Here is a 19,693-nt window from a genome sequence, read left to right as displayed (position 1 = left end):
AACCGCCCGTATCTTGACCGGAACGCCTATTCCGGTCAATACGGCAAAATGGCCGTTCATAAGCCGCGCTTCTTTGATTTCTCTGGGCTGGAGCCGATTCAAACAAACGTTTGTATTGGACGCTCGGAGTGGTGTAGATATAATGCGCCGCCTAGAGAGAAAGGTGGTTTGCCCATTATTACCCTTGACGTTAACGTAAAGGCAATAACGGATGCGACACCGAACCTCCAAATTAGAAAAAAAACTGTTGAGCCTTGAGTAGGAGATAGCCTGTGGAACGCGAATACATGGAATTCGACGTGGTCATCGTCGGTGCCGGCCCCGCTGGCCTGTCCGCCGCCTGCCGTCTGAAGCAGAAGGCCGCCGAAGCCGGTAAGGAAATCAGCGTCTGCGTGGTCGAAAAAGGCTCCGAAGTCGGCGCACACATCCTTTCCGGTGCCGTGTTCGAACCACGTGCTCTGAACGAACTGTTCCCGGACTGGAAAGAACTCGGCGCCCCGCTGAACACTCCGGTCACCCGCGATGACATTTTCGTGCTGAAAAACGCCGACAGTGCGCAGAAAATTCCTGACTTCTTTGTGCCCAAGACCATGCACAACGAAGGCAACTATATTATTTCCCTCGGCAACCTGTGCCGCTGGCTGGCCCAGCAGGCCGAGAACCTCGGCGTAGAAATCTACCCGGGCTTCGCCGCTCAGGAAGCGCTGATCGACGAAAACGGCATCGTGCGCGGGATCATCACCGGTGATCTGGGCGTCGACCGCGAAGGCAACCCGAAAGAAGGCCTGTACACCCCGGGCATGGAACTGCGTGGCAAGTACACGCTGTTCGCCGAGGGCTGCCGTGGCCACATCGGCAAGCAACTGATCAAGCGCTACAACCTCGACAGCGATGCCGACGCCCAGCACTACGGTATCGGTCTGAAGGAAATCTGGGAAATCGACCCGGCCAAACACCAGCCAGGCCTGGTGGTGCATACCGCCGGTTGGCCGCTGGACATCATGGGCACCGAAAACACCGGCGGCTCGTTCCTCTATCACCTGGAAAACAACCAGGTGGTGGTCGGTTTGATCGTTGACCTGTCCTACAGCAACACCTACCTGTCGCCGTTCGACGAGTTCCAGCGCCTCAAGCATCACCCGGTGCTGGCCCAGTACCTGGAAGGCGGCAAGCGCGTCAGCTACGGCGCCCGTGCGATCTGCAAAGGTGGCCTGAACTCGCTGCCGAAAATGGTCTTCAAGGGCGGCGCGCTGATCGGTTGCGACCTCGGCACCCTGAACTTCGCCAAGATCAAGGGCAGCCACACCGCGATGAAGTCCGGCATGCTGGCCGCTGAATCGGTGGCCGACGCACTGTTCGCCGAAAAGGATGGCACCGAAGAGCTGACCACTTACGTCGACGCTTTCAAGAAGAGCTGGCTCTACGACGAACTGTTCGCCAGCCGTAACTTCGGCCCGGCGATCCACAAGTTCGGCGCGATCGTCGGCGGTGGTTTCAACTGGCTGGACCAGAACATCTTCGGCGGCAAACTGCCGTTTACCCTGCACGACACCAAGCCGGATTACGCTTGCCTGAAGCTCGCGGCCGACTGCAAGAAGATCGACTATCCGAAGCCGGACGGCAAACTCAGCTTCGACAAACTGAGCTCGGTGTTCATCTCCGGTACCAACCACGAAGAAGAACAGCCGTGCCACTTGAAGCTGACCGACCTGAGCATCCCGATCAGCAAGAACCTGCCGCTGTACGACGAACCGGCCCAGCGCTACTGCCCGGCCGGCGTGTATGAAGTGATCACCAAGGAAGACGGCGAAAAACGCTTCCAGATCAACGCCCAGAACTGCGTGCACTGCAAGACCTGTGACATCAAGGACCCTTCGCAGAACATCACCTGGGTCACGCCGGAAGGCGCTGGCGGCCCGACTTACCCGAACATGTAAGCCGTATCGCTGAACAACGAGGCTCCCGAAACGGGGGCCTTTTTGTTGCCCAAAATTCCTCTGACACCACAAAACAACTGTGGGAGCGAGCCTGCTCGCGAAAGCGGTGTGTCGTTAACAATGATGTCGACTGCTACACCGCCTTCGCGAGCAGGCTCGCTCCCACAGGGGATTATCGTCTTATCAGGCTACGCGCTCATCACCAGGGCTACGCTCGAAGTAGCGCTTGTACTCGCGACTGAACTGCGACGTACTCTGATACCCCACCCGATGCGCCACCTGCGCCACGCCCAGCCCTTCGGCGACCAGCAAGGTCTGCGCCTTGAGCAAGCGTAAACGTTTCAGATACTGCACCGGCGACAACAGCGTGCTGCGCTTGAAGTGCTCGTGGAAGGACGACACGCTCATGTTCGCGCAACTGGCCAAAGTCTCGACGTTCAGCGGCTCAGTGTAGTGCGCATGCAGATGACTGATCGATGCCGCAACCCGGGCGAACTGCCCCTGCTGCTCGACCAGCGCGCGCAACACATCGGCCTGCGGCCCGCGCAGCGCAGTGAACAACAATTCACGCACTCGCGCCGGCCCGAGAATCTGCCGCTCCAGCGGATCGTGCAGACAGCGCAGCAAGCGTTCGACGCAGCCACGCATGTCATCGTCGAGCACCACCGAGGTCATCGACTCCGGCGTTTGCGCCGGGATATGCCGCCCGGGCGCCAGCCCCATGGCCAGCACCAGCTCGCCGAGCAGCACCCGGTCGATGGCCACCGACACACCCAGCAACGGCGCATCCGGCAAGGCAAAGGTTTCGCACTCGAACGGCACCGGCAGCGCCTGAATCAGGTAATGCCCGGCGCCATATTCCATGGTGCGCGGGCCGAGGAACGCCAGTTTGCTGCCCTGGGCGATGATCATCAGGCTCGGCTCATAAATGTGCGGGCCACGCGCCACGTCGCAACTGGCGCGCAACACCTGCACGCCGGGCAGCCCGGTCTGGCTGTAACCATCGCAAAGCGCCAGCGGCTCGATCAGCGAAACCAGCGTGGCATTGGCATCAAGGTGACGGGTCAACTGCATCGGAGGGGTCTTCAAAAAAGTCACGGAAAAAGGCATGCAAGCATCATCGCAGATCCTTTTGCCAATGCGCTTGCCCAGACCTGCATGCCGGAGGATTAGGCATGAGACCCGGAGGAATCGTCATGGCCGCAGCGGCAGACGGCGCCCAAAATGCGCCACCTCACCTGTCACTGCTTCTGCGAGGTTTCTCATGTACACCGCTATCGGTTATGCCGCCCAATCGGCCACCACTCCCCTCGCCCCGATGAAATTCGAACGCCGCAGCCCACGCGCTGACGACGTGGCGATCGAGATCCTGTACTGCGGCGTCTGCCACTCCGACATCCACCAGGCGCGCAACGAATGGGGCATCGCGGTTTATCCGTTGATGCCCGGCCATGAGATCGTCGGCAAAGTCACCGCCGTCGGTGCGAACGTCACTCAACATAAAGTCGGCGATCTGGTCGGTGTCGGTTGCATGGTCGACTCCTGCCGCACCTGCGCTGCCTGCCAGCAGAACCTCGAGCAATACTGCCTCGAAGGCCCGACCATGACCTACGCCACCCCGGACCGGGTCGATGGCAGCAACACCATGGGCGGTTATTCGGACAGCATCGTGGTCAGCGAGCACTTCGTCGTGCGCATTCCGGAAAAGCTGGATCTGGCCAGCGCCGCGCCGATCCTCTGCGCCGGCATCACCACCTACTCACCGCTCAAGCACTACGGGGTCAAGGCCGGCGACAAGGTCGGGATTCTCGGCATGGGCGGCCTCGGCCACATGGGCATCAAGTTCGCCAAGGCGATGGGCGCGGAAGTCACGCTGTTTACCCGTTCGGCGAGCAAGGCCGAGGAAGGTCGTCGTCAGGGCGCCGATCACGTGATCGTCTCCACCGATGCCGAGCAGATGGCTGCCGCTGCAGGCCGGTTCGACTTCCTGCTGGACACCATTCCGGTGCAGCACGACCTCAACCCGTACCTGCAAACCCTGCGCTTTGATGGCGTGCACATTCTGGTCGGCCTGATCGAACCGATCGACCCGCCGGTGCATGCTGCCAACCTGGTGCTGGGCCGCCGCGTGCTGGCCGGTTCGTTGATCGGCGGCATTGCCGAAACCCAGGAAGTGCTGGATTTCTGCGCCGAGCACAACATCACCTGCGACATCGAAATGCTCGACATCCGCCAGATCAACGAGGCTTACGCGCGGATGATTGCCGGTGACGTGAAGTATCGCTTCGTGATCGACATGGCGACGTTGAAGCTTTAAACCTTCAGACCGAGTTCTGCCGAGAGCCGGGCTGTGACCCCTTTGATCAGGGGAATCAGCTCGGCCATTTTTTCCAGCGGCATGTACGGCACGGTGCTGGCGATACTGATCGCCGCCACAATGCGCTTGCTCGCATCACGAATCGGCGCCGCCACACAGCGGATCGACGGCTCGTTGTCTTCCAGATCGAAGGCGTAGCCGCCGGCCACGTACTCGGTCATGCGCTGTTCAAGCTGTTCCCACGACTGCTGGGGATGCTGCGGCCAGAACTGACTTTTCCCACCCGCCGGCAGGCTGATGTCGTACAGCCGCTGCCAATCCTGCGGCGCATCATCGAGCATCAACGCCTTGCCGATCCCGGTGCGCGCCAACGGCATGCGATGGCCGACCCGCGAGCGCATTTCCGGACCGTTACGCCCCGGATTCTTCAGCAGATACAAGACCTCGTCGCCCTCACGAATGCCCAGGTGCACGGTGTCGCCGGTCAGCGCCGACAACTCGTCCAGATACGGCCCGGCCAGACTCACCAGCGGCAACTCTTCGCGCGCCTGAAACCCCAGTTCGATCAGTTTTGGCCCCAGCAGATAGCCGATTTGCGGAACCACGCGTAGGTAGCGTTCGTCCACCAGGCAACTGGCCAGACGATGGGTGGTGCTGCGCGTGGTGCCGATCAGTCGGGCGATCTCTTTCAGATCGCGGGCGCCACTGGCCACCGCCTGCACCACACCCAGGCCGCGAAGCAGCGTCTGGGTGCCGGTGGGTGCGGCGTCCTTGGTTTTTTCCGGGGCGTCTTCCTGCATATCCAGCCTTTACCGTTGAGCGAGGGAACGGGCGGCATTATGGTCGCCCGACGCAGACGACTACAACTCGATACGTTCGACCTTGCCCACCAGCAGCACGTAGGACAATGCACCGATCAGCGCCAGCACCGCGATGTAGGTAATCGCCGGGGCGAACGAATCACCACTGGCGAGGAACCCGATGACAATCGGCGTGGCAATCGCCGACAGGTTGCCGATGAAGTTGAACACCCCGCCGGTCAGCCCCAGCAACCGCGCCGGAGCGAGGGTCGAGACCAGCGACCAGGTGATCGAGGCCAGACCGTTGCCGAAAAACGCCAACGCCAGGAAGGCAATCACCAGCGGTGTCGATTCAACGAAATTGGCGCCGATGATTGAGGTTGAAATCAGCAGCCCGCCAATGATCGGCAACTTGCGCGCGAAGCCCACGCTGCAGCCACGGCGGATCAACAGGTCGGAAAAGAACCCCGAGCACAGCACGCCGACAAAGGCCGCGAGAAACGGCAGCGATGCCAACAGGCCGGACTTGATGAAGTCCATGCCGCGATATTTCACCAGGTAGGTCGGGAACCACGTCAGGAAGAACCACAGCGTCGAGTTCAGACAGAACTGGCCGAGGTAGATGCCCCACAACTTGCGTTTGCTCAGGACAATGCCGAGGTCGGTCCAGCTAAACGAGGCCTTGGCCGTTTGCGCTTGAATATCCACCAGTCCGCCACCCTCGCGGATCAGGTCGATCTCCGCGTCGTTGGCGCCCTTGAAATCTCGCGGTTCGCGGTACACCGCGTACCAGATCGCCGCCCAGATAATGCCCGCCGCACCGGTCGCGACGAACACCATGTGCCAGCCGAACTCATGTTGCAGCCAGGCCAGCACCGGCGTCAGAAACGCCAAGCCGACAAACTGCCCGGAGGTGTAGAAACCAATCGCCGTGGCCCGCTCGCGCTCGGGAAACCAGGTGGTCACCACGCGGCTGTTGATCGGATAGGCCGGTGCTTCCAGCGCGCCGACCGCCATGCGCAGCACAAACAGCGCAATGAAACTCGCAGCGAAACCGAGCAGCACCGTGGCCAGCGACCACAGCAGCAGCGCGACACTGTAGAGAATGCGCGGCGGCACCCGATCCACCAGCCAGCCGCCGGGAATCTGCATCGCGGCGTAGGTCCAGCCGAATGCGGAGAAAATCAGCCCGACGTGAACCGGGTCGATGCCCAGTTCACTGGTCAGCGCGGGCGCGGCAATCGACAGGTTGCTGCGGTCGAGGTAGTTGATGACCACGGTGATGAACAGCAACACCATGATGAAAAACCGCTTGCGGCTAGGCGTGACTAAAGACGCCTGCCCGGTGAGGGTTTGCGTTGGCATGGGGGGTGCCTCTTCTTATGATTATTTGAGGTCATTGACGCCATCTCCCATCCATGGAGATCAATTGTGGGAGGGGGCTTGCTCCCGAATGCGGAGTGTCAGTCGACATCTCTTTAGCTGACATGCCGCATTCGGGAGCAAGCCCCCTCCCACAAGGATTTGTGGTGGGTCAGAAGAGACTCACCACTCGGCAAAACTGCCATCGGCATGGCGCCAGATCGGGTTGCGCCAGCGGTGGCCGACCGCCGCGCGTTCGATCACGTATTCCTCGTTGATCTCGATGCCCAGCCCTGGCCCGTTCGGAATCTTCACGAAGCCCTGATCGTAGTCGAACACTCGCGGATCCTTCACGTAGTCGAGCAGATCGTTGCTCTCGTTGTAATGGATACCCAGACTCTGCTCCTGGATAAACGCGTTGTAACAAGCCGCGTCCAGTTGCAGGCACGCCGCCAGCGCAATCGGCCCCAGCGGGCAATGCAGCGCCAGCGCCACGTCGTAGGCTTCGGCCATGTTGGCGATCTTGCGGGTCTCGGTGATACCGCCGGCATGCGAGGCATCCGGCTGGATGATGTCGACGTAGCCTTCGCTCAGCACCCGCTTGAAATCCCAGCGCGAGAACAGCCGCTCGCCAAGGGCGATCGGCGTGCTGGTCAACGGTGCCAGCTCTTTCAGCGCTTCGTAGTTTTCACTGAGCACCGGCTCTTCGATGAACATCAGTTTGTACGGGTCGAGCTCCTTCATCAGCACCTTGGCCATCGGCTTGTGCACCCGACCGTGGAAGTCGACGCCGATACCGACGTTCGGCCCGACGGCATCGCGCACGGCGGCAACGTTGGCCAGGGCCAGATCGACTTTCTCGAAGGAGTCGAGGAACTGCAGCTCTTCAGTGCCATTCATTTTCACCGCAGTAAAACCCCGGCTCACCGCCTCTTTCGCGGCGCGTGCGGTGTCGGCCGGACGATCGCCACCGATCCACGAATACACACGAATCTTGTCGCGCACCTGACCGCCGAGCAGATCGCTGACCGACACGCCGAGGGCCTTGCCCTTGATGTCCCACAGCGCCTGATCGATACCGGCCAGTGCACTCATGTGGATCGCGCCACCACGGTAGAAGCCGCCGCGGTACAGCACGGTCCAGATGTCCTCGATGTTGCGTGGGTCTTTGCCGATCAGGTAGTCGGACAATTCTTCAACGGCAGCGGCGACAGTGTGGGCGCGGCCTTCGACCACAGGCTCGCCCCAACCGGTCACACCCTCATCGGTTTCGACCTTGAGGAAGCACCAGCGCGGCGGGACGATGAAGGTGGTGAGTTTGGTGATTTTCATCTGTTTGTCTCTCTTGTTAGATGCAGCGCACGCAGCGCCGGATAAATCTCAGCGAAGGGCTTTCCAGGCAGCCACGTAGGCCTTGGCATTGGCCGCCACTTGCTCAACCGTCATGCCCGGTTTGAACAGTCCGGAACCGAGGCCGAAACCTTTCACGCCAGCGTCGATGAATGCTTGCATGTTGTCCGGGGTGATCCCGCCGACCGGCGCCAGCACCGTCCCGGAAGGCAACACCGCGAGCCATGCCTTGACCACCGCCGGGCTCATCTGCTCGGCCGGGAACAGCTTGAGAATGTCCGCGCCCTCCTCCAGCGCCGCGAACGCTTCGGTCGGCGTCGCTACTCCCGGCGACAGGTACAGCCCCGCCGCTTTCGCTGCGCGCAGCACTTTGGCGTCGCTGTGTGGCATCACGATCACCTGGCCGCCAGCCTCTTTCACCCGCTCGACCTGCTCCGGGGTCAACACCGTGCCGGCACCGATCAGGCAATCGGCGGGCAAGGTCTGACGCAGGATGCGGATACTTTCGTACGGCGACGGGGAATTGAGCGGTACTTCGATGACGCGAAATCCGGTGGCATACAGGACTTCTCCGACAGCAGCGGCTTCCTGCGGATGCAGGCCACGCAGGATTGCGATCAGACCGTTTTGTGCCAATGCTTGCTTGAGCATGTCAGGCCTCCAGTCAGGGTTAACGGGATAAGGAATCGAGCAGCCCGGCGGCCAGCGCCAGTTGCCACAGACCACGCTCGGTGGCCTGCTCGGCCAGCGTGACGCGCGCGAAACCGCAGGCATCGAGGGCTCGGCCGTAACGGGCGCAGAGTTGCGCGTTGCCGATGAGGATGATCGACGGCAGATGCGCACTATTGCGTCGGCGCCGCTGGGCTGCGGCAAGCGCCACCAGTTCATGGCCAATCATCAGGCCAGAGAGGTAATCCGCTTGCGCCGTCGGCGCCAGTTCGCCGGTCAGGCCCAGGGTGCGGGCACTGAATAATGTGGAGAGCACGCCCAGTTCGCCGTCCGCCGACAGCGCCACTTGCACGCCACGGTCGAACGCCAACCCGTCGAACGCCGCACCCTGTTGCTGGGTACGCCCGAGAATGCTGTGCTCACTAAGCACGGCGAACACTTCGCCGGTCATGAAGGTGTCGAAATGCGTGATGCGGCCCTCGACCACCTCCACCCACTTGGAGTGGCTACCCGGCAGACCGATCAACAGATCGCCGCCCGCCTCGGCCGGCAGGTTCTGCAGTACGCCGAGGACCTGAGTTTCTTCGCCGCGCATCACATTGGGCAGACGCGAACGCTGGATCACCCCCGGCACGATATGTACCCGTGTGCCGCGCAGACTGACCAGTGTTTGTAGGGAATTTCCGAGATTGGCGACGTTCGCCGGCGTCTCGCAGTAGGCCGCTTCGCGCCAGCCCTGGGCGCTGCCGACCATCCCGCAGGCGATCACTGGCAGATCCGGCTGCGCCTCGAGCCAGTCGCCACACGCCTCTTCGAAGGCCAGTTCAAAACCGTCGGCGCATTCAGCACCGTTGATGACTCGCGGCGTCTTCGGTAACTGCATGATCCCGGACGACAGCGCACGCTGCTCCAGCACCACCCCGCCCGCTGCGAGTTTGTAAGCACGTAATGAGGTCGTCCCCCAGTCGAGCGCGATCAATTGCGCCTGCATCGCTTCACCTGTTTTGTTTTTGGCAGTGAGTACGACGGACTATAAACCTCGGCGCAGGAAAATCTCAATATATAAATATCATTCCCATATTATGGGATTTACAAGTGTAACAGCCGTTTCTTCGCCAAATCTCTAAAATGCCGATCCCATTCACGCGACGACCGCTCTCGACAGGTTCAAGGAAGAAAAATGAAAACCGCTTTAAAGGCGTTACTGCTCTGCAGCGCACTCTGCTTCGCGGCGATTGCCCGCGCCTTGCCCGCTATCAAGGAGGGTGATATCTGGGCTTACAACACCCGGCCGGGTGAAGAAGCCTCGACCTTGACCATCCTCAAAATCGAAAGCTATCCGCACTACGGCAGCGTCGTGCATATCCGCGTTGATGGCATTCGGATGATCAACCCGGTCACCGGAGGCGAGTTCACCGCAATGCCCCACCTGCCTTTCCAGGCCGAGGCTTTGCAGCGCAGCCTGACTCGTCGCGTGGGAGAGACGGCGCAGATTCCGGATTTCAGTCAGGGCTACACCTACTGGAGAGCGGCCTTCGATGAAGAGAAGGCCGGGGCTTTCAAGATTTCCGTGCGAAAGACACTTGATGGATTGCTCAGCGGTCATTGGGAATCCGCAGAGAAATGAGCATCAGAACAAGGCTTCCTGTGATCAGGCAAGAAGCCCAATCTCAATACTTGTCAATTTCCTTAAGCAGCTCAGCAACAGGAATATTCATCGTTTCTGAATAGTAGATTTTGTAGGAGTAGGAGTTGATTCTGACTTTGCATGCGATTGTTTTTCGCCCCGCTAATACAGTGCTTAAGTCCTTGCTGCTCATCAGCGTTTCACTCGTTGAGTCTTTCACACGATAAAACATGAGATCCGCTTTGAAAGTGGATCCGTCTGCAGGCTTCAGAGGCTCAATCCATCCTTCACCATATTCATTCAGATTGCGCGACTGCGAAAAATCTCTACTCTCCCCCAAAGCACAAAGCAGCGACTGACTTATCTTGGACTTGAAGAGTTTGTCTACATCGACGTCGGACGAAAAACTGACTTGGTAAATGTTTCGATCCAAGTAGCGCTCCACCCCCAAATACTCGATTTTTGCAGTAGGTTTTCCGTGGCTGATCGCACATGAAGTACACATCGAAAACATCAAAATCAGAATTAACTTACGCACATTTCCTTCCTTTAAAATGCAACACCACCGATTCCATCAGAACATCTCTGGCTGACAGCCCAGCGCCAAGATCGGCAATATAAATGGCCCATGCATCAGCGTGGTTAACGTCAACCCTGCCATTCATGTTCGGACCGCTCTTCATATCCCACTGTTCTCCGAAATCAGCCACCAGGTCGGAAAAATTCCAGTCCTTGGCATCGGCTCTCACATTCACCCAATATTCAGCCTTAGGCGCGGGCTCTTTTTGATGCTCGCTCGCCCATCCCGTCGTCGTACCCACGTTCTGTCCTCCAAGCGTGAAACCGTCGAGCCGTCGCTTTGGCTGCTCAAGCCGTTGGCACACGCGGTGGCGTTGTGTCTGGTGGCGGGCAGTGCGCAGTCACTACGAAATCCTTTTTGAAATGGCGGTCCCATAAAGAGCCCGCCATTGAGTTTCAAGATTTTTAGTTCAGAGGACGGCCAATGCCGTTGCAAACGCTGGGGTTGTTGATATCGAGGTTATTGCTTGCCACACTTTGGTTGCCAAAGATGCCGCAGGCCTGCAAAAACCTGCTGTTACGTCATAGGCAGTTGGCGGAGGGCGCGACCGAACGGATGTCACGGCTGCAGCCGTTGCGGGGTGGTTGCAGATGACAGAAAGGAGAACCCGAGGATGGTGCTTTTGAGGGTCGGGTGATGCTGAAGTCCTGGTAAAAAAGTCTGAATTATTTGTTGTTCTGACGGGCGCCTTCGCGAGCAAGCCCGCTCCCACAGGTTCTTGCGGTGTGACATATATTGCATTAACAACTCTGTCCCCTGTGGGAGCGGGCTTGCTCGCGAAGAGGCCAGACCAGACGACCTCGGAATCAGCTACTGCACCAACTGGTTGATCTCAATGATCGGCAACAACACCGCCATCCCGGTGGCGGCAATCACTTCAGCATCGGATTGCCATCATCTCATCAGCCTTCGGCAAACTCACGCAACACCTTGCCATCCATGCGATAGCGCACCCACTCTTCTTGCGGCTGCGCACCGAGGGATTTGTAGAATTCGATGGCCGGGGTGTTCCAGTCCAGCACGCTCCATTCGAAGCGTCCGCAGTCATTGTCGCAGGCGATTTTCGCCAGATGCCGCAACAGGGTTTTGCCGGCACCGCCGCCGCGTTGTTCGGGGGTGATGTAGAGGTCTTCGAGGTACAGGCAGTTGCTGCCGAGCCACGTCGAATAGCTGAAGAAGAACACTGCAAAACCGATAGGCACACCGTCACGCAGGCAGATCAGGCCGTGGGCGGTAGCGCCTTCGCTGAACAGGCTGCGCTCGATGTCGGTGACGCTGGCAATGACTTCGTGACGGGCCTTTTCGAAATCTGCCAGTTCGGTGATGAAGGCGAGGATTTGCGGTGCATCGCTGGGGGTCGCCGGGCGGATTTCGATCGTCATGGACGGGCCTTGTCGGAAATTGGAAAGCGCCATACTAAGGCCACGGACGGCGCTCGTCACATGGCAACACAGAGAATATCCTGCTCCGCTATTGCAAACAGTGTGGCTTTTTGTAGGAGCGGGCTTGCTCGCGAAAGCGCTCTGACAAACAACAATGATGGTGACTGGATTGACGCCTTCGCGAGCAAGCCCGCTCCCACAGGAACTTCGCCAGTCTGAAAGGATGCTCATGAACACTGAGATTTTTATGCCCGTGGAGGCGCTTGCAGCAGCACTGCTGCCCCACGCCCTCGAACCCGGCGACGACGGTGCCCACGACCTCGCGCACCTGCAACGGGTCTGGCACAACGCGCGCACCTTGCAGGCTGACGAAGGTGGCGACCTGGAGGTGTTGCTCGCTGCCGTGCTGCTGCACGATTGCGTGTCCGTGGAAAAAAACTCGCCGCTGCGCTCGCAGGCTTCGCGTCTCGCCGCAGAAAAAGCCGCCAGCGTGCTGGCCGATCTGGACTGGCCCGAAAGCAAAATCAGCGGCGTCACCCACGCCATCGAAGCCCACAGTTTTTCCGCCAACATCACCCCGCTGACCCTCGAAGCGAAACTCGTTCAGGACGCCGACCGGCTCGACTCGCTGGGCATGCTCGGCGTTGCCCGCACCTTCTACGTCGCCGGGCGCATGGGCAGTGCGCTGTATGACCCGCTCGACCCTGAAGCCAAGGAGCGCGACTACGACGACACACGCTTCTGCCTCGACCACTTCCAGACCAAGCTGCTGCACCTCGCCGACGGTTTCCAGACTGGCGCCGGTCAGCGTCTGGCGCAGATCCGCCATCAACGCCTGAAGGGTTTCATGGAGCAGTTCAAGGAAGAAATCGGCCTCGACTGATAATCCTGTGTCTCGACCGTTCGTCGTTCATCAGGCACCAATCCGATTCGAGGGCAGACCAAATACAGGTAAGGATTCCAATCACTGGAGAAGCCCTATGATCCCGTCAAGGTTGACTGCCCTCGTTTTCGCCGCCCTGCTGAGTCCTGCGGTGTTCGCCGCCTCCACCACCGCAGCGGGCACAGGCCCCACCGACCCGGTTCCACCGCCACGCGCGCCCGCCATCAACAGTGCCCCCGGCATGAACACCGATGGCTCCGGCGTACCCTTGATCAACCAGCCACCTGCCACTGGCACCGACCCACGCACCCAAGGCAGTGACCCCGGTCGCCAGGGTGGCATGAACACCCCTGACTCCCCCGCCACACCCGATAACGCCGGCCCCGGCATCGGCTCGAAAACCACCACCGGTGGCTCGGGCTCCGAGGGCGGCGGCCAGTAGTTCGCCGACGCGAGCGTCCTATTCACATCCATGAAGAGGTAACCATGAACGTCGATAAAAACCTGGAAAAAGAAGTCCTCACCCGCCTGCTGCATGCCCATCCGAGCGGACTGGGCAAAGAGGTGCTGGACAATTATCGCGGCGAGAAAGTGGTGGCCAGCGCCCTCGCCTCCCTGCAGGATCGCGGCTTGATCCACCATGGTCATGTGACCTGCAACGAGGCCGGCGAACACTCGTTGAATCTGCCGATCAAGCTCAGTGCGGCGGGCGTCGAAGCGGCGCGCAAGCTGGATTTGCAGTAGTCCTCAGGCCGCTCGCTGCCGGTGCGGCGAGCGGCCGAATCTGCACAAAAGAGGAGAAATCCCATGCCTCGTGGAAGCAAAGACAAATACACCGCCGAACAGAAGCGCAAGGCCGAACACATCGAAGACAGCTATGAGAAAAAAGGCTTGTCGAAGGATGCAGCCGAAGCGCGGGCCTGGGCGACGGTCAACAAACAGTCGGGCGGCGGCGAAAAGGCTGGCGGTTCCGGACGCAAGAAACCGGCGAGTGCCAAGTCCGAAGACCGCAAGGAGTCGTCACGACGCGCAGTGGCCAGTCGCGAGGGACATGCGCGTGACAGCAAGGCCTCCCGGGATACTCAGACCGTAGACAGTCTGCGCAAGGAGGCGCGGGCGAAGAACATTGCCGGGCGTTCTTCGATGCGCAAGGATGAGTTGATTGCGGCGTTGCGCAAAGCGGGCTGATCCATATTTTTTGTGCTGAGCCGTATGGCCCCTTCGCGAGCAGGCTCGCTCCCACAAAGGGAACTATGAACGATGCAAATCTCCCTGTGGGAGCGAGCCTGCTCGCGAAAGCGTCAGCTCAGTCGCTGCCGGATCCGCGGATAAACCCATCCACTTCAGCCGCGCCCGGCGCTGTTGCCGGCCCCCATCGTGTCACTGCCAAAGCCGCTGCCGCATTCGCCCGCCGCGCCGCCTCATGGGCTGTCAAACCCTGCGCCAACCCGGCGACGAACACCCCGGCATGGGCATCACCCGCCCCGTTGCTGTCCACGGCTTTTACCGCAAACCCCGGTACATGCCGTCGCTCGCCACGCTGCTGAATCCAGCAACCCTGTGGTCCATCGCGCACCACCATCAGCACATCCTTGGGCAGATGATCCGCCAGCCGGTCCAGCGCTTGATCAATGTCCGCCGCCCCGGTAAACCGCAGCGCTTCGACGCTGTTGCTGGTCCACACGTCGATGCGCGGCAGCAGCGCCTGCATCAGCGCCGAGTCCGGCGACTCCACCAACGGCCCCGGATCGAACACCACGTTGATCACCTCCGGCAGCGCCAGCGTCCAGTCCAGCAGCGCCTGCGCCTTGCCTGCGTGCAGCAGGCTGTAACCGCTTACATAAACGTAGTCGCCCGCCTCGGCCGCCACGCTGTTCAAGTCCTCTCCGGTCACCTCACCTTCAGCGCCGATGTAGGAAATGAAACTGCGCTCGGCCGACGCATCGGTCAGCGCCACGCATATCCCGGTATCGCGTTGTGCAGGCATCTGGATGCCGATGTGAATGCCTTCATCCTTCATCGCCTGACGCGCCAGATCGCCGAAACGCCCGGTGCCGTGGCGACCGAGATAGACCACCGGCAAACCGTTGCGCACGGCTGCGGCCATCACGTTGAAGCCGCCGCCAGCCTCGAAAGCGGCAGACTGCGCCAGCACATCGCCGCCGATTTGCGGCAGCTGATCCACGGCCATGACCAGGTCGATGATGACCTGGCCGGTGTGCAACATCTTAGGCATGAGCATTCTCGACTTGCGCGGCACGGCGATCTTTCGCCCCGCCAAGGACGAAGTAAATGCCACCGGCCACCACGAAGGTCACGATCCAGCCGAGGCCGTTGTGGCCCAGCCACGAGTCGGACAAAAAGCCCTTGAACCAGACGTTCTCGGCGGTTGTGCCGATGGTGGTGAAACTGAAGCCGAGCACGATGGCAATCGCCCACGCGCCGAACGCGCGCCACTCGATGCCGCCGCGATACCAATAGGCGCTACTCGGGCTGACATCGAGCAGGTCTTTCGGGCTGTAGTAATGACGGTGAAGCAGGTCGACGACAAAGATCCCGACCCACGCAGTGATCGGCACCGCCAGCAGCGAAATGAAGGTAATGAACGGGCCATAGAAGCTGTCGGCGATCAGCATAAAGTAGATCGAGCCGGCGAAGATCGCCACGATGTCGACCACCACCGCGTACACGCGTTTGACCTTCAGACCGAGGGTCAGCGTGGTCAAACCGGCGGAGTACACCGAGAGGTTGTTCGACAGCAGCAAGCCACCGAACGCGGTGATCAGGTACGGCACGGCCATCCAGGTCGGCAGCATGTCGCGGATGGCCACGATCGGGTCAGTCGCCGATGCCAGATCGTTGTTGCCCACCGACAGCAGGCCGCCGAGGGTGATCAGCAGCACCAGCGGAATCCCCGCACCGAACGCCGCCGAGGCGACCAGCCGTACGGCCTTGACGCTGCGGTGCTGATAGCGCGACATGTCCGCACCGGCGTTGGCCCAGCCGATCCCGGTACCGGCAGCCATGGTGCCGATGCCGATGATCATCGCGCTCAACGGCGCCGGCGTGGCGTTGAACACCGCGCTCCAGTCGATGGTCGCGCAGAGGAAGCCGCCGACCAGAATATTCAGCGCGCCGAACACGTAGGTCGCCCACTTCTGGATCACCAGCAAGGTGGCGTGACCGAGGCCGGAAACCGACAGAGTCAGCAGGACGAAAATGGCGATGAAGATCAGCGTCAGCACTGGCGCACTTTTCGCTTCAACCGGCGAGCCGAACAGGATCGAACACAGCGACAGCAGCACGAACGCCGCGGTGGTGGTGTTGACCGTTTCCCAGCCCAGACGCGACATCAGCGAGACCAGCGTCGGGCCGATATTGCCACGCACGCCGAAGATCGCCCGCGACAGGGTCAGACTCGGCGCGCGGCCACGGCGGCCGGCAATCGAGATGATCCCCACCACGGCGAATGAACCGGCGGCGCCGACGATGGCAACGATGATCGCCTGCCAGATCGCCAGCCCGCGAAACGCCACCAGCGTGGCGCCCAATGGCAGGCCGAGAATGGAAATGTTGGCGGCGAACCAGACCCAGAACAGTTGCAGCGGATGACCGTTGCACTCGGCTTCCGGCACCGGCTCGATGCCGCGGGTTTCCAGTTGCCCGGCGCTTGGCCCGGCGTTTGTTGAACTCATGAACAGTGCTCCTGTTTGCCTTTATTGTGGTTGTGGCAATGACGCAAAACGACAAGACATCTGTGGCCTTCCTCGGCCTGTCTGTGCGATCCATTGCGGGTGAATATTCAAGATTTGCAGTGCGGCCTTCGCGAGCAGGCTCGCTCCCACATGGGTTATGTGAACGCCACAGATCCAATGTGGGAGCGAGCCTGCTCGCGAAGGCGTCCGCCCGATCAACGCAAGGCCAACAGCCCCTGCACCAACGGCTCAAGCTCCAGATGATTGACAGCCTTCACCGTCTCGATCATCTCGGCAGGCCAACTCTCAAGACCCAGGCAGGCCCCGAGCATGGCGCCAAGAATCGCCGCGATGGTGTCAGTGTCGCCGCCAAGGCTGGCGGCCATGCACAACGCTTCGAACGCGCTCATTTCGCCGACCGCCACTTGCTGCGCCAGGGCGAACGACACCACGACCGATTCCTGCGAGGCCACCGACGTGCCGATCACGTCGTACAGCAGATCCGCCAGCAGCGCCTTGTCGCTATCGACGCTGATGGTGCGCGCCCAACTGATGCGCGAAGCAATACGCCCACCGGCCACCCAGTGACCATGTGCCTCGGCCTGTTGCGCGATCTGCTGACCGAGGTTCAGCGCCTCGCCCAGATCCATGCCATTGATCCCGGCCGAAACCACCGCCGCCACCGCCGCCGCACTGGAAATCCCCAGCGTGGTGTTGTGGGTAACCTGACAGGCCTGCACCACGGCCGCGATGAAACGTTCGGGATCGGTGACGTTGGCGGCGATGCCCACCGGAGTGATGCGCATCGCCGCACCATTGGTAGTGCCATAGCGTCCGGCCTCCTCTGGCGAGTGACCGGCGAGGATCATTTCAATGGCGCGTTTGGTCGACGGGCCGAGCAGGTCCTGCGAACCCTTGGCCTGCATCTCGGCTTCCCACTCGATCAGCCGTTGAGCGAGGACTGCCGGTTCGATGCGGCCCTTGCCTTCGACCAGCAACTCACCGACCAGAATCGCCTGTTCGGTGTCGTCTGTGATCGAGCCTTTGGGCATGTTGGCGGCAATCGGTTGCAGAGGACCGGCGTCCTGCAGATCAGTGATCCGGCCAAAGCGGGTCTTGATCGTTTCGCGGTTCAACGATTGCGTCGGCATGCCCAGCGCATCACCGAGGGCCAGGCCATAAAACGCACCGAGGGCACGGTTGAGCGCGGTCATTTCGATTCTCCAAATTGCAGGTGCAGGCGGAAATGCACCGGGTCGAGCAGGCTTTCGACCTGCTCCATGAAACGGTTCTGCCGGTCGTAGGTGGTACGCAGGGCCTTGAGGAACACGGTGCCGACCGGGCGCCCGAGCAGTTCGGCGTCTTCGGCATTGAGTGGTTCGGCGCCGATCCACTGATCGCCGCGCTCGCCGATGTAGCCGTAGGCAGCGAGGGTGATGGTCAGCGAGTTGTCGATCAGACCGACCCGCGGCAGGCTTTCCAGGCCGCCGGTGGCCGGCATCAAAGAACGTTCAAGGGACACCAGCGTGCCGTCGTTGGAACGACGACGGCGATCGAGGGTGATGAATTGGTCGGTGCCGAAGCGCGAAAGCAAATCAGGCCGCGTTACCGCTTCCAGGCGCAGCACTTCGGTGTTGATCAGCGCCCCGCTGTCGGCCAACGCCTGCGCCCAGCCGCTGCGCTGATCGAGCGCGACACCATCGAAGGTGACGATCGAGCCGACCCCGCTTTGCGTGGCGATGTAATTGCGCCGCTTCAGTTCGGCCAGCGCTTCGCGCAACGTGCCACGGCTGACGTTGAATTCCTGAGCCAACTGATGCTCGCCGGGCAACAGAAAGCCGTCCTCCATGAGGCCGCTTTCGATGCGCCGGACAAGTTCATCGACCACCCGTTGTTTCTTGTCAAATCGTACCTGTCTAATCATGTACAAAGTGATAACCGAAACGGGCGCGGACGGGCAAGGAATATTTGGGGAAGGTGACGAGAGGCGGGAGAACGGCGCGATCTACTGTGGGAGCGGGCTTGCTCGCGAAAGCGCTGTGTCAGACGCCGAAATTATTGACTGACACACCGCATTCGCGAGCAAGCCCGCTCCCACAGGGGGATTGAAGATTACCGTTGTTTGAGGCGGTCGATGACCACGGCCAGCAACAGAATCGAACCACGAATCACATACTGATAAAACGTATCAATGTTCTTCAGGTTCATCGCGTTCTCGATGATCGCGAGAATCAGCACCCCGGCAATCACATGCCGGATCATGCCGATCCCGCCGCTCAGCGACACCCCGCCAAGCACACACGCCGAAATCACCGTCAGCTCGAAACCCTGGCCGATCATCGGCTGCCCGGAGGTCATGCGCGACGCCAGAATCACCCCGGCCAGCGCACCGATCACGCCGTGCACGGCGAAGATGATGATCTTGGTCCGGTCAACGTTGACGCCGGCGAGCAACGCCGCTTCCTGGTTGCCACCGATGGCCATGGTGTTGCGCCCGTAGGTGGTGTAGTTCAGCAGCCAGCCGAAGAACAGGAAGCAGACGATGGTGATCAGGATCGGCACCGGCACGCCGAACAACTGACCGTTGCCGAAGACGAAGAACGATTCCTGCGACACGCCCACCGCTTTGCCGTTGGCAAAAATGTAGGCCAGGCCGCGAACGATCTGCATGGTCGCCAGCGTGGTGATCAACGCGTTGACCCGCAACTTGGCGATCACGATGCCGTTGATCAGCCCGACAATCAGGCCCATCACCAGCGCCGCGCTGACGCCGAGGAACACGCTGTTGGTGTCGCGCATCACCACCGCCGCAACGACCCCCGCGCAGGCGATCACCGAGCCCACCGACAAGTCGAAGTGACCTGACGCCAGGCAATACAGCATGGTGCACGCGGCAATGCCGGTTGTGGAAATCGCCAGACCCAGCCCGCGCATGTTCAGCGGCGAGAGGAAGTTATCGATCAGCAGCGTGCAGGCGACGAAGATACCGATCGCCGCCAGCAGCATGACCCAGTCGTCGAGGAAGCGCCGCAGGTCCAGCGGTTTGCGGGGAGTCGGCAGCGCCTTGTTTTGGATGGTCATCATAGTCACC

21 protein-coding genes are annotated in these 19,693 nt (G+C 60.8%); 7 read left to right on the top strand and 14 right to left on the bottom strand.

Annotated elements, in window-relative coordinates; translation table 11 throughout:
* Window positions 1-272 precede the first annotated feature (272 nt).
* Window positions 273-1,937: an electron transfer flavoprotein-ubiquinone oxidoreductase gene (locus QRN61_RS04350; protein ID WP_285373306.1), complete on the top strand. Its 1,665-nt coding sequence runs from the start codon at window positions 273-275 to the stop codon at window positions 1,935-1,937.
* 183 nt (window positions 1,938-2,120) lie between these two features.
* On the opposite strand, the gene QRN61_RS04345 is transcribed toward QRN61_RS04350, so the two are convergent.
* Complete coding sequence (locus tag QRN61_RS04345) at window positions 2,121-3,011, bottom strand: AraC family transcriptional regulator (protein WP_007961974.1); 891 nt, start codon at window positions 3,009-3,011, stop codon at window positions 2,121-2,123.
* A 190-nt stretch (window positions 3,012-3,201) separates the two neighbouring features.
* Here QRN61_RS04345 and QRN61_RS04340 point away from each other — a divergent pair, with 190 nt between their 5' ends.
* Window positions 3,202-4,254, top strand: coding sequence for an NAD(P)-dependent alcohol dehydrogenase (locus QRN61_RS04340; protein WP_027612386.1), 1,053 nt, complete (start codon window positions 3,202-3,204; stop codon window positions 4,252-4,254).
* Here QRN61_RS04340 and QRN61_RS04335 read toward each other — a convergent pair.
* From QRN61_RS04335 to QRN61_RS04315, 5 genes are all read right to left on the bottom strand, one after another.
* Window positions 4,251-5,054, bottom strand: coding sequence for an IclR family transcriptional regulator (locus QRN61_RS04335; protein WP_096794901.1), 804 nt, complete (start codon window positions 5,052-5,054; stop codon window positions 4,251-4,253). The two genes, QRN61_RS04340 and QRN61_RS04335, sit on opposite strands and share 4 nt — an antisense overlap.
* A gap of 60 nt (window positions 5,055-5,114) precedes the next feature.
* Window positions 5,115-6,419: an MFS transporter gene (locus tag QRN61_RS04330; protein WP_097088423.1), complete on the bottom strand. Its 1,305-nt coding sequence runs from the start codon at window positions 6,417-6,419 to the stop codon at window positions 5,115-5,117.
* Window positions 6,420-6,599: 180 nt separating this feature from the next.
* Window positions 6,600-7,748 carry a galactonate dehydratase gene (dgoD, locus tag QRN61_RS04325; RefSeq protein ID WP_007961968.1) on the bottom strand — a complete coding sequence of 383 codons (1,149 nt, stop codon included), beginning with the start codon at window positions 7,746-7,748 and terminating at the stop codon, window positions 6,600-6,602.
* Between the two features lie 48 nt (window positions 7,749-7,796).
* Window positions 7,797-8,417, bottom strand: coding sequence for a 2-dehydro-3-deoxy-6-phosphogalactonate aldolase (locus QRN61_RS04320; RefSeq protein WP_285373305.1), 621 nt, complete (start codon window positions 8,415-8,417; stop codon window positions 7,797-7,799).
* A gap of 19 nt (window positions 8,418-8,436) precedes the next feature.
* Window positions 8,437-9,426, bottom strand: a complete 990-nt coding sequence (locus QRN61_RS04315; protein ID WP_285373304.1) for a 2-dehydro-3-deoxygalactonokinase — start codon at window positions 9,424-9,426, stop codon at window positions 8,437-8,439.
* 189 nt (window positions 9,427-9,615) lie between these two features.
* Between QRN61_RS04315 and QRN61_RS04310 the strand changes: the two genes are divergently transcribed.
* Entirely contained in the window at window positions 9,616-10,062 is a 447-nt protein-coding gene (locus QRN61_RS04310) for a hypothetical protein (protein ID WP_285373303.1), read from the top strand.
* 43 nt (window positions 10,063-10,105) lie between these two features.
* Here the strand turns inward: QRN61_RS04310 and QRN61_RS04305 are convergent, their stop codons facing one another.
* The 3 genes from QRN61_RS04305 to QRN61_RS04295 form a co-directional block, all read right to left on the bottom strand.
* The gene (locus tag QRN61_RS04305) at window positions 10,106-10,600 is read right to left on the bottom strand and encodes a hypothetical protein (protein ID WP_285373302.1); all 495 of its coding nucleotides are present in this window, start codon (window positions 10,598-10,600) and stop codon (window positions 10,106-10,108) included.
* Window positions 10,593-10,883 carry a hypothetical protein gene (locus tag QRN61_RS04300; RefSeq protein WP_027612380.1) on the bottom strand — a complete coding sequence of 97 codons (291 nt, stop codon included), beginning with the start codon at window positions 10,881-10,883 and terminating at the stop codon, window positions 10,593-10,595. Before QRN61_RS04300 ends, QRN61_RS04305 begins: the two co-directional genes overlap by 8 nt.
* A 661-nt stretch (window positions 10,884-11,544) precedes the next feature.
* Window positions 11,545-12,024, bottom strand: coding sequence for a GNAT family N-acetyltransferase (locus QRN61_RS04295; RefSeq protein ID WP_007961964.1), 480 nt, complete (start codon window positions 12,022-12,024; stop codon window positions 11,545-11,547).
* A 229-nt stretch (window positions 12,025-12,253) separates the two neighbouring features.
* On the opposite strand from QRN61_RS04295, the gene QRN61_RS04290 reads away from it, so the two are divergent.
* The 4 genes from QRN61_RS04290 (at window position 12,254) to QRN61_RS04275 (ending at window position 14,095) form a co-directional block, all read left to right on the top strand.
* Window positions 12,254-12,907 (top strand): HD domain-containing protein, encoded by a 654-nt coding sequence (locus tag QRN61_RS04290; protein ID WP_027612379.1) that lies wholly within the window; start codon window positions 12,254-12,256, stop codon window positions 12,905-12,907.
* Window positions 12,908-13,004: 97 nt separating this feature from the next.
* Complete coding sequence (locus QRN61_RS04285; protein ID WP_047598772.1) at window positions 13,005-13,349, top strand: hypothetical protein; 345 nt, start codon at window positions 13,005-13,007, stop codon at window positions 13,347-13,349.
* Between the two features lie 44 nt (window positions 13,350-13,393).
* Complete coding sequence (locus QRN61_RS04280) at window positions 13,394-13,651, top strand: hypothetical protein (protein ID WP_096794892.1); 258 nt, start codon at window positions 13,394-13,396, stop codon at window positions 13,649-13,651.
* A gap of 63 nt (window positions 13,652-13,714) precedes the next feature.
* Window positions 13,715-14,095: a Rho termination factor N-terminal domain-containing protein gene (locus QRN61_RS04275; RefSeq protein ID WP_027612376.1), complete on the top strand. Its 381-nt coding sequence runs from the start codon at window positions 13,715-13,717 to the stop codon at window positions 14,093-14,095.
* Between the two features lie 118 nt (window positions 14,096-14,213).
* Here QRN61_RS04275 and QRN61_RS04270 read toward each other — a convergent pair whose 3' ends face one another.
* The 5 genes from QRN61_RS04270 to araH all read right to left on the bottom strand — a co-directional run bounded on the left by QRN61_RS04270 (window position 14,214) and on the right by araH (window position 19,683).
* Window positions 14,214-15,143, bottom strand: coding sequence for a PfkB family carbohydrate kinase (locus tag QRN61_RS04270; RefSeq protein ID WP_285373300.1), 930 nt, complete (start codon window positions 15,141-15,143; stop codon window positions 14,214-14,216).
* The gene (locus QRN61_RS04265; RefSeq protein WP_285373299.1) at window positions 15,136-16,602 is read right to left on the bottom strand and encodes a purine-cytosine permease family protein; all 1,467 of its coding nucleotides are present in this window, start codon (window positions 16,600-16,602) and stop codon (window positions 15,136-15,138) included. Before QRN61_RS04265 ends, QRN61_RS04270 begins: the two co-directional genes overlap by 8 nt.
* 215 nt (window positions 16,603-16,817) lie before the next feature.
* Window positions 16,818-17,816 carry an ADP-ribosylglycohydrolase family protein gene (locus QRN61_RS04260; RefSeq protein WP_115989161.1) on the bottom strand — a complete coding sequence of 333 codons (999 nt, stop codon included), beginning with the start codon at window positions 17,814-17,816 and terminating at the stop codon, window positions 16,818-16,820.
* Entirely contained in the window at window positions 17,813-18,526 is a 714-nt protein-coding gene (locus QRN61_RS04255) for a GntR family transcriptional regulator (RefSeq protein WP_027612372.1), read from the bottom strand. The genes QRN61_RS04260 and QRN61_RS04255 overlap by 4 nt, the downstream gene beginning before the upstream one ends.
* A 188-nt stretch (window positions 18,527-18,714) precedes the next feature.
* On the bottom strand, window positions 18,715-19,683 hold the full coding sequence (araH, locus tag QRN61_RS04250) for an L-arabinose ABC transporter permease AraH (RefSeq protein ID WP_027612371.1): 969 nt from the start codon (window positions 19,681-19,683) through the stop codon (window positions 18,715-18,717).
* Between the last annotated feature and the right edge of the window lie 10 nt (window positions 19,684-19,693).

The sequence above is a fragment of the Pseudomonas sp. lyk4-TYG-107 genome (assembly GCF_030209055.1).
Classification (GTDB): domain Bacteria; phylum Pseudomonadota; class Gammaproteobacteria; order Pseudomonadales; family Pseudomonadaceae; genus Aquipseudomonas; species Aquipseudomonas putida_A.
This window is presented reverse-complemented; position numbering and strand designations above follow the sequence as displayed.

What these genes read in the sequence shown, in the direction of transcription:
- QRN61_RS04345 (WP_007961974.1), bottom strand. Translation starts at nt 3,011, where the DNA reads ATGCAGTTGACCCGTCACCTTGATGCCAATGCCACGCTGGTTTCGCTG.
- QRN61_RS04340 (WP_027612386.1), top strand. Translation starts at nt 3,202, where the DNA reads ATGTACACCGCTATCGGTTATGCCGCCCAATCGGCCACCACTCCCCTC.
- QRN61_RS04335 (WP_096794901.1), bottom strand. Translation starts at nt 5,054, where the DNA reads ATGCAGGAAGACGCCCCGGAAAAAACCAAGGACGCCGCACCCACCGGC.
- QRN61_RS04330 (WP_097088423.1), bottom strand. Translation starts at nt 6,419, where the DNA reads ATGCCAACGCAAACCCTCACCGGGCAGGCGTCTTTAGTCACGCCTAGC.
- dgoD (WP_007961968.1), bottom strand. Translation starts at nt 7,748, where the DNA reads ATGAAAATCACCAAACTCACCACCTTCATCGTCCCGCCGCGCTGGTGC.
- QRN61_RS04320 (WP_285373305.1), bottom strand. Translation starts at nt 8,417, where the DNA reads ATGCTCAAGCAAGCATTGGCACAAAACGGTCTGATCGCAATCCTGCGT.
- QRN61_RS04315 (WP_285373304.1), bottom strand. Translation starts at nt 9,426, where the DNA reads ATGCAGGCGCAATTGATCGCGCTCGACTGGGGGACGACCTCATTACGT.
- QRN61_RS04310 (WP_285373303.1), top strand. Translation starts at nt 9,616, where the DNA reads ATGAAAACCGCTTTAAAGGCGTTACTGCTCTGCAGCGCACTCTGCTTC.
- QRN61_RS04295 (WP_007961964.1), bottom strand. Translation starts at nt 12,024, where the DNA reads ATGACGATCGAAATCCGCCCGGCGACCCCCAGCGATGCACCGCAAATC.
- QRN61_RS04290 (WP_027612379.1), top strand. Translation starts at nt 12,254, where the DNA reads ATGAACACTGAGATTTTTATGCCCGTGGAGGCGCTTGCAGCAGCACTG.
- QRN61_RS04285 (WP_047598772.1), top strand. Translation starts at nt 13,005, where the DNA reads ATGATCCCGTCAAGGTTGACTGCCCTCGTTTTCGCCGCCCTGCTGAGT.
- QRN61_RS04280 (WP_096794892.1), top strand. Translation starts at nt 13,394, where the DNA reads ATGAACGTCGATAAAAACCTGGAAAAAGAAGTCCTCACCCGCCTGCTG.
- QRN61_RS04275 (WP_027612376.1), top strand. Translation starts at nt 13,715, where the DNA reads ATGCCTCGTGGAAGCAAAGACAAATACACCGCCGAACAGAAGCGCAAG.
- QRN61_RS04270 (WP_285373300.1), bottom strand. Translation starts at nt 15,143, where the DNA reads ATGCCTAAGATGTTGCACACCGGCCAGGTCATCATCGACCTGGTCATG.
- QRN61_RS04265 (WP_285373299.1), bottom strand. Translation starts at nt 16,602, where the DNA reads ATGAGTTCAACAAACGCCGGGCCAAGCGCCGGGCAACTGGAAACCCGC.
- QRN61_RS04260 (WP_115989161.1), bottom strand. Translation starts at nt 17,816, where the DNA reads ATGACCGCGCTCAACCGTGCCCTCGGTGCGTTTTATGGCCTGGCCCTC.
- QRN61_RS04255 (WP_027612372.1), bottom strand. Translation starts at nt 18,526, where the DNA reads ATGATTAGACAGGTACGATTTGACAAGAAACAACGGGTGGTCGATGAA.
- araH (WP_027612371.1), bottom strand. Translation starts at nt 19,683, where the DNA reads ATGACCATCCAAAACAAGGCGCTGCCGACTCCCCGCAAACCGCTGGAC.